This is a genomic window from Streptomyces sp. NPDC006261, from assembly GCF_040613515.1.
Lineage (GTDB): Bacteria > Actinomycetota > Actinomycetes > Streptomycetales > Streptomycetaceae > Streptomyces.
In genome coordinates this window covers 1-6,993 of the sequence record NZ_JBEXSI010000121.1, presented here as the reverse complement: position 1 = coordinate 6,993, position 6,993 = coordinate 1, and the positions used below count along the sequence as shown (strand labels likewise).

8 protein-coding genes and 1 pseudogene are annotated in these 6,993 nt (G+C 69.1%); 2 read left to right on the top strand and 7 right to left on the bottom strand.

Annotated elements, in window-relative coordinates:
* Nucleotides 1–723: 723 nt before the first annotated feature.
* Nucleotides 724–1,290, bottom strand: coding sequence for a rhodanese-like domain-containing protein (locus tag ABZ154_RS34490; protein ID WP_356838372.1), 567 nt, complete (start codon nucleotides 1,288–1,290; stop codon nucleotides 724–726).
* A gap of 91 nt (nucleotides 1,291–1,381) precedes the next feature.
* Here ABZ154_RS34490 and ABZ154_RS34485 point away from each other — a divergent pair, with 91 nt between their 5' ends.
* Nucleotides 1,382–1,660: a metal-sensitive transcriptional regulator gene (locus ABZ154_RS34485; protein ID WP_356838371.1), complete on the top strand. Its 279-nt coding sequence runs from the start codon at nucleotides 1,382–1,384 to the stop codon at nucleotides 1,658–1,660.
* Nucleotides 1,661–1,684: 24 nt separating this feature from the next.
* Here ABZ154_RS34485 and ABZ154_RS34480 read toward each other — a convergent pair whose 3' ends face one another.
* The 3 genes and pseudogenes from ABZ154_RS34480 to ABZ154_RS34470 form a co-directional block, all read right to left on the bottom strand.
* On the bottom strand, nucleotides 1,685–2,428 hold the full coding sequence (locus tag ABZ154_RS34480; protein WP_356838369.1) for a sulfite exporter TauE/SafE family protein: 744 nt from the start codon (nucleotides 2,426–2,428) through the stop codon (nucleotides 1,685–1,687).
* Entirely contained in the window at nucleotides 2,425–2,790 is a 366-nt protein-coding gene (locus tag ABZ154_RS34475) for a rhodanese-like domain-containing protein (protein ID WP_356838368.1), read from the bottom strand. The genes ABZ154_RS34480 and ABZ154_RS34475 overlap by 4 nt, the downstream gene beginning before the upstream one ends.
* Before the next feature lie 38 nt (nucleotides 2,791–2,828).
* Nucleotides 2,829–4,192: pseudogene (locus ABZ154_RS34470) on the bottom strand (MBL fold metallo-hydrolase).
* A gap of 161 nt (nucleotides 4,193–4,353) precedes the next feature.
* On the opposite strand from ABZ154_RS34470, the gene ABZ154_RS34465 reads away from it, so the two are divergent.
* Nucleotides 4,354–4,785, top strand: a complete 432-nt coding sequence (locus ABZ154_RS34465; protein ID WP_356838367.1) for a DUF302 domain-containing protein — start codon at nucleotides 4,354–4,356, stop codon at nucleotides 4,783–4,785.
* A 187-nt stretch (nucleotides 4,786–4,972) separates the two neighbouring features.
* Here the strand turns inward: ABZ154_RS34465 and ABZ154_RS34460 are convergent, their stop codons facing one another.
* From ABZ154_RS34460 to ABZ154_RS34450, 3 genes are all read right to left on the bottom strand, one after another.
* Entirely contained in the window at nucleotides 4,973–5,410 is a 438-nt protein-coding gene (locus tag ABZ154_RS34460; protein ID WP_356838366.1) for a hypothetical protein, read from the bottom strand.
* Nucleotides 5,407–5,898, bottom strand: coding sequence for a hypothetical protein (locus ABZ154_RS34455; RefSeq protein WP_356838364.1), 492 nt, complete (start codon nucleotides 5,896–5,898; stop codon nucleotides 5,407–5,409). Before ABZ154_RS34455 ends, ABZ154_RS34460 begins: the two co-directional genes overlap by 4 nt.
* Before the next feature lie 91 nt (nucleotides 5,899–5,989).
* Entirely contained in the window at nucleotides 5,990–6,889 is a 900-nt protein-coding gene (locus ABZ154_RS34450; RefSeq protein ID WP_356838363.1) for a hypothetical protein, read from the bottom strand.
* Nucleotides 6,890–6,993 lie beyond the last annotated feature (104 nt).

The window sequence follows — 6,993 nt, the reverse complement described above, 5'->3', positions numbered from 1 at the left end:
TTCGGCTACCTCACCCCGGCCGAGACCAGGCAGCGACATCAACACACCCTCGCGGCATAACGAACGAGTGTCCGAGATCACGGGGAAACTTCAGGCACCGGACCGTGCGATGGCCGCCAGGAGCACCTGCTCCCGCTGCTCGCGCCGTTACTACTACTGCCCCCCCTTCGCACCGTCGGCTCATGCGACCCCTGCGCCCAGGGATACGAGCCCACCCCCGGCACCTACGTCCTCACCACCACGTCGGTCACAGACCGGCTGGCCGCATAAGGGACTGAGGCTGAACCCACATCGCCATGACCGGCGCGCTCACCAGGACCGGCCGCACGTCACCACGAGCTGAGTCCAAGCCGTGACCGGCCCCCGCCCGCGGTGGTGAGCGAACCGGTGACCACCTGCCCGTTCAGTAAGCCAGACGCGGTGACCGCAGCGGGGCCGCCCGCGCGCCTGCCCGCATCCTTCCCCGCAAGGAGAGAACGCATAACCCTCTTCCGCTCGTACGGAGCGCTGTCCGCGAACGCGACGATCCCCGCCCCGGCACTGGTCTGCCTGATCGGCCCCGCAGGGTCCGGTAAGTCGACACTGGCCAGGAGGTGGTGGGCCGAGGTCCTGGAACTCGACCGGTTCCGGGCCATGGTCAGCGACGACTTCTCTGTCAAGTTGAGCGTGTTGAACTTCGGATACGCGCTACGGGTACAGCGGCCTGCTCCTGCGGCGGCCGTATTAGTCCTGCAGAGCTTGCAGGGTGGCGTGGAGGTCGGTGGTGCGGGGCTGGTTATGGGGGAGTTTGGCGAGGGCAGCGGCCATGCCGCAGGTGTTGGTGGCAGCGGAGAAGATCAGGCCGCCTCCGATGGCTGCGGACAGCCAGCGGGCGGGGCGCCAGCGGGTGCCGACGGCGAGGCCGAGGACGACGAGGGATCCGGCGGCAAGGCGGACCTGGCGTTCCATGGGCCAGACCGCTGTGGCGTTGTCGGGACGGTGGAGGGTGTGGCCTTCGCCGGCCCAGGCGGTGGTGCCACCGGTGAGGGTGGTGGCGGGGATGTCGGCTGCGGCAAGTTCGGTGCAGGCGGTGGTGGAGCGGTTGCCGGAGGCGCAGACCATGAGGAGGGTGCCGCGGGCTGCTGCTGCCTTGAGGGCGGGCAGTGCGGTGTGGAGGTGGTCGAGGGGGATGTTGTGGGCGCCGGGAAGGTGCCCGGAGGCGTATTCGCCGGGAGTGCGCACGTCGATGACCGTGTAGTCGGCGAGGCGGGCGGCGGCTTGGGCGGGGATGAGGGCGGTGGGGGTGGTCATGTGCGGGGTGGTCCTTCCGTGCTGTTCCGGGGGCGGGTTTCCGGACCCGGTATAATACCCCTAGGGGTATTAGATTTTGTGGAGGTAGACGATGGAGCTTGAGATGGCGGCCGACGAGCTGAAGTCGGTCCTCAACCGGCTGCGGCGGGCTCAGGGCCAGATCGCGGGGATCATCAAGATGATCGAGGAGGGCCGGGACTGCGAGGATGTGATCACGCAGCTCGCGGCGGTCTCCCGTGCGCTGGACCGGGCCGGGTTCGCGATCATCGCGACCGGATTGCAGCACTGCATGGCCGAGGGCGGTCAGGCGCCCGGTGACCGCGATGAGATGCGGGCGAGGCTGGAGAAGCTGTTCCTGTCCCTGGCCTGAGCCGGGCCGCGGTGGCTGGGCTGTTCATGCGATCACGTCGATGAGCATGAACGCGGCCACCGCCAGCAGCACCCCGGCGAAGACTCTTTGCAGGCTGTTGCCGGAGACCTTGCTGCTGAGGCGTTTGCCGTCCCAGGCGCCGAGGATCGCCGCTCCGGTGAACGGTCCGATCAGTGCCCAGTCGAGGCCGCCGCCGGTCCCGGTGCGGGCGACCAGGGCGGCGAGTGAGTTGACGGTGATGACGAGCAGGCTGGTGCCCACCGCCCTTCGCATGGTCAGGCCAAGGACGCTCACCAGGGCGGGGACGGCGAGGAAGCCGCCGCCGACGCCGAGGAAGCCGGTCACCGCACCGAGTCCGGCGCCTGCCCCGGCTGCCTTGCCGGGCCGTATCCGCTCCGGCGGGCGGGAGGCGGACGGGCGGAACATCCGTACCGCTGCCAGGGCCGCGATCACCGCGAACGCGACGGTCAGCACCGTTTCCGGAACGCGTCCGGCGGCGGCTCCGGCGAGGTAGGCGGGGATGATGCCGGCGGCGGCGAACAGCGATCCGGCTTTCCAGGCGACGTGGCCGTCGCGGGCGTGGGCATACAGGGCGGTGGCGGAGGTGGCGGCCACGATGATCAGGCTGGCCGTGGTGGCCGCGGACGGGCTGAAACCGAGCAGGTAGATCAGGGCGGGTACGGCCAGGACGCTGCCGCCGCCGCCCAGGGCTCCGAGGGCGAGGCCGACGACGGCTCCGGCGATGAGGGCGAGAACGAAGGCGGTCACGCTACTTGGCCGTGGTTCCCGCGTTCGTCGAGGACGGGGTGTCCGGCGGCGGCCCACGCGTTCATGCCGCCCTTGACGTCGACCGCCTTCTGGCCGCGCTGGTTGAGGAGTTTCGCGGCTTGCTGTGAGCGGTGTCCGCTGCGGCAGATCACCACCAGCGGCCGGTCGGAGGCTTCGGCCGGCGGGCCGGCTCCGGCGACGAGTTTCGACAGGGGTACGTGGATCGCGCCGGGGGCGTGGCCCGCGTTCCACTCGGGGTTCTCGCGGACGTCGAGCAGGACGGCGTCCGGCCTGTCGCCGCTGGTGCGGCTGCGGGCCTGGTCCACGCTGACGTGGGGCTGGCTGCGGCGGAAGAGGAACATCAGGGTTCTCCCCTCTCCTTCTCGTGCTGAGCTGGGTGTCAGCCGGTGGTCAGGGGCAGGCCGGCGTCGGTGGCGGCGTCGAAGCCGTCGTCGACGGCGACGACGTCGCGGCCGGCGGCGTCCAGCAGGGACGCTGCGATCGCAGCGCGCATGCCTCCGGCACAGTGCACCCACACCGTGCCCGGCGGAACTTCCGCGATACGGCCGTGGAGCTCGTGGATGGGGATGTGTACCGACCCGTCGATCCAGCCGTTCGCCCGCTCGGAGTCACGGCGCACGTCCAGGACCACCACCTCACCCCTGCCGTGTGCGGCGAGTCCGGCGAAGGTGGAGCGCGGGAAGGACGCCGGGGTCTGTCCGGCGGGCAGCCAGTCGGCGGGGGTGCCGGTGGCGGCGGCGGCCGGGCGGTCGATGCCCACCCGCGCCAGTTCGCGCTGGGCGTCGGCGAGCTGTTCGGCGGATTCGGCGAGCAGGGTGACCGGCTTGCCCCACGGGATCATCCAGGCGAGGTAGGTGGCGAGCTTGCCGTCGGCCTCGAAGTTGAACGACCCGGCCACGTGTCCCTCGGCGAACGCGACACGGTTGCGCAGGTCGACCACCCATTCGCCGGCCGCGAGGCGGGCGGCGATCTCGTCGGCGTCCGCGAGAGCAGGCGGGGTCAGGTCGAGGAGGGCGGGGCCATCAGCGTTGGCCGGGCCCATGTGCGCGTAGTAGGCGGGCACGTCCTCCAGGCCGGCGAGCAGGTCCGCGACAAAGGTGTCCACGTCCACGGTGAGCGCGCTGTTCGCGCTCTTCTCCTTGCCGATGGTGGTCTCCCCCCCTCGGACTGGGCCGAGGAGCAGAAGCTGCCGAAGCCGTGGGTGGGCAGCACCGCCGTCTCGTCGGGCAGATCGGAGGCCAGCCGGTGGGCGGAGGCGTGCTGGGCACGGGCCAGCTGCTCGGTCAGCCGCGGCTCGACCAGGTCCGGGCGGCCCACGCTGCCAGTCAGCAGCGACCCGCCGGTGAAGACGACCACCGCACGCCCTGCCTCGCGCAGCGCGTAGGAGGTGTGGTGCGGGGTGTGGCCCGGCGTCGCGATCGCCTCCAGCGTCACCCCGCTGCCGGGGTCGATGTCCACACGGTCGCCGTCGGCGACTGGGACGCGGTCGAAGGTGACGTTCGCGCCGGCCGGCACGAGGTAGCGGGCTCCGGTGATCCGGGCGAGTTCGAGTCCGCCGGTGACGTAGTCGTTGTGGATGTGGGTCTCCACCACGTGGGAGATCCGCACCCCGCGCCGGGCGGCTGCCGCCAGGACCTGGTCGATGTCGCGCGGCGGGTCCACCGCCACTGCGGCGCTCTCACCGCCGGCCAGGTAGCTGCGGTTGCCGAGACCTTCCAGCTCGATGGTGCCAACGAAGAACACGCCGGTACTCCTAACGAATGAAAATTACCCCGGGGGGTATCTGTATCCACCGTAACACCAGTACCCCCCGGGGTATATTCCAAGTCGGGGGCCTCCCTGATCGAGTGCCCGCCAGGTACCGGATACATCAGCGCACCAGACGACAAAGAAAGAGAACGGCCATGACCTACAGCCGCACCGTGCACGTGGACGGCGACTTCGCACAGACCGTGACCGCCGTACGCGAAGCACTGGCCGAGCAGGGCTTCGGGATCCTCACCGAGATCGACGTGCGGGCCACATTGAAGGAGAAGCTGGGCCACGAGATGGAGGACTACCTGATCCTCGGCGCCTGCAACCCGCCCCTGGCCCACCGGGCGATCGAGGCGGACCGCTCCATCGGCCTGCTGCTGCCCTGCAACGTCGTCGTCCGCACCGACGGCGACCGCATCGCTGTCCAGGCCCTCGACCCTGGCACCATGGTCACCCTGACCGGCCAGGACGCTCTCAAGCCCGTTGCGGAGGAAGCCACCCGACGCCTGGACGACGCCCTGTCCGCGCTCACCGGCGGCAAGGAACAGCGCAAGGCACATAAGGTCGCCGATCAGGAATGAGCGGCCTACGCCACCGCGGGGCGTGCCTCCGGTCGGCGATGGGGACGCGGGGCCCGGCGGAGCTGCTCACGGATCCCGACTGGCAGGTAGAGGAAGCCGCAGCGGCCAACCCGCCGCTACCGCTCGCCACGATGTCGGCTCTTGTGCACCATCTGCAATTGCTCCGCTCGCCAGGCTGACGATCACATCAGATCGGGCGCACCGGATGAGTGGTGTCGCCGTCTCTCCGCTGTGGCAGTACCCGGACCACGCCGGACCCCTCGGATAGCTTTTGTCGAAGCACCCGGTTCTCTGTTACCGACTGGTGCAGGGCGCCGACCAGTGCCTCGACATCGGCCTTAAGCCGGGCGATCCCTTCGGCGTCCGCAGCCCGAAGCTCCTTGAGCCGCCGGACCTGCTGGCGCAGCCGTCGTTCGCTGTCCGGCATCTGCCCGCGGGCACGGACCTGGTCGTAGAAGTCGTTCTTCAGGTCGGGGTGGCGCTGGGTGAGCGCGTTGCGGGGGACCTGAGCCTCGGCCGCGAGTGCGACGATCGTCAGCGCGCCGTTGGAGTGCTCAGGCTTACCACTCAGGATGCGGTTCATCGCGGCCCGGATCCGGTTGCGTTCATCGGGGGCGGGGCTCATACGGTCGGCTCCTGATGGTGGATGCGATCGTGCTCGTGGCGGCGGGCCAGCTCGCGCAACTGCCCGGCACGCCGAGCCAGCCGGTCGGCGAGCGGTCTCGGCAGTGCTTCGGAGGCGGACTGTTCCTCCAGGACCTTGGCGTGAGCGAGGAGCCCGGCTGCGTGGTGGTCGGTGCGCGCGATGTTCGCGCACGACGGCCGGCAGCGGTCCAGCCGTGGGGCATGGGTGGCGTCCTGCCGGTGGCAGAGTGCCCGATCCCGGTTGTAGACGCACATCAACAGGGAGCGGGGGTTGTCGTAGACGGTCAGGGAAGGGTTGCTCAGGATGTCGCGGGCTTGGCGCTGCGTGCGGATCGAACCGGAAAATGTGGGTGCATGCGCGGCCGCGTGGATTGCGCGTCGTGCGGCGGGTCCGGAGATGCCAGCCCCGTGGGCGAGGTCGTCGTGGAGGGTCGTGAGCGTGTCGGCGGTCGCCCGGGCGGTCTCCATGTCGAGCAGCTCGTGGATGCCGTCGCGGCCGCGGGCTACTGGTAAGCCGGGCTATCAGAAATTGCGGAATGGCCGACCACGCGATGCATCGTCACCGGTCCCGGTAGAGGTCCTCATCCGGCTCCCAGTTCGCGTAGAAGTCTTCAGGTGACTCATCCAGCTTGATCTCTTCGCCGAGTCCCTCCAGCTCTTCGAGCTCCTCGTGCTCGACGCGGAGATCACAAGCTGGGCAGGTGTAGACGAAGGGGGTGAAAAGGACTGCCCAAGCCTCTTCGTCCACGTGCGTGTCGCCACTGAGCCAGCCAGGAGAGTCGCACGCCGGGCAGGTGGCGGGCTCGTCGTGTTCGATGTAGCCGGGCGGGGAAACCCGCGCGATCGTGGCGAGTACCAGTTCGCGGTCCTTCTGCGGCAAATGGCCGTAGCGTTCCGTGAAGATGCCCTTGGCTCGGGCGAGCTTGCCCTCGAGCCGGACCCGGACGGCCACCACGCTCTCTTCAAGGAGCCTGTCGTGCAGGGATTGGTAGTCCCCCCAGTAGGAACGGCCGATTTCGAGTTCGGCAAGCAAGGGATCAATCAGCCGGAGGCATGTGGTGAAGACGGCTTCGACCTCTGACTTGTCGTATATGCCGCTGTGTGCCACGCCATTGCGGGCGTTGGCGAGCGGCCCCAATGCCCGCTGGTCGACGGGCATTCGCTTGCGCAAGACCTTCTGCACACGAAGGTGGGCTTCTGCCAAGCCAATGGTCTTGACCTGCTCGGCGGGAACGGAGGCATGTGCTCCATGCCCTGTTGCATGGAGCATGGAGTTGAAGTCCTTGCCTTCCACGATGAGCACCGGATGGAGGCTGGCCAAGTACGCCTTGAGGATGTGCTCGGCGGCGATCCCAGCGTGGTGCACTGCCAAATCGTGAGCCGGCGGGCCTTCGGCGAACGCAGTGAAGGCTGCGGTCATCCATTTGCGCGAGGAACGTGCGAGCTGTTCAGAGTCCATGGCCAGGACCCTAAGGGCTGTCCCGCAAATGATCTATGAGCCGCCCGGGCAGGGTCGGTTGCTGTGCGGTCGTTGGACTATCCGGCGAGGGTGAGGTTGTGCAG

Bases quoted from the DNA above. Each gene is read 5' to 3' on its own strand.
- ABZ154_RS34490 (WP_356838372.1), bottom strand. From the start codon at position 1,290: ATGACCACCCCCACCGCCCTCATCCCCGCCCAAGCCGCCGCCCGCCTC.
- ABZ154_RS34460 (WP_356838366.1), bottom strand. From the start codon at position 5,410: ATGAGCCCCGCCCCCGATGAACGCAACCGGATCCGGGCCGCGATGAAC.
- ABZ154_RS34455 (WP_356838364.1), bottom strand. From the start codon at position 5,898: ATGGAGACCGCCCGGGCGACCGCCGACACGCTCACGACCCTCCACGAC.
- ABZ154_RS34465 (WP_356838367.1), top strand. From the start codon at position 4,354: ATGACCTACAGCCGCACCGTGCACGTGGACGGCGACTTCGCACAGACC.
- ABZ154_RS34450 (WP_356838363.1), bottom strand. From the start codon at position 6,889: ATGGACTCTGAACAGCTCGCACGTTCCTCGCGCAAATGGATGACCGCA.
- ABZ154_RS34485 (WP_356838371.1), top strand. From the start codon at position 1,382: ATGGAGCTTGAGATGGCGGCCGACGAGCTGAAGTCGGTCCTCAACCGG.
- ABZ154_RS34475 (WP_356838368.1), bottom strand. From the start codon at position 2,790: ATGTTCCTCTTCCGCCGCAGCCAGCCCCACGTCAGCGTGGACCAGGCC.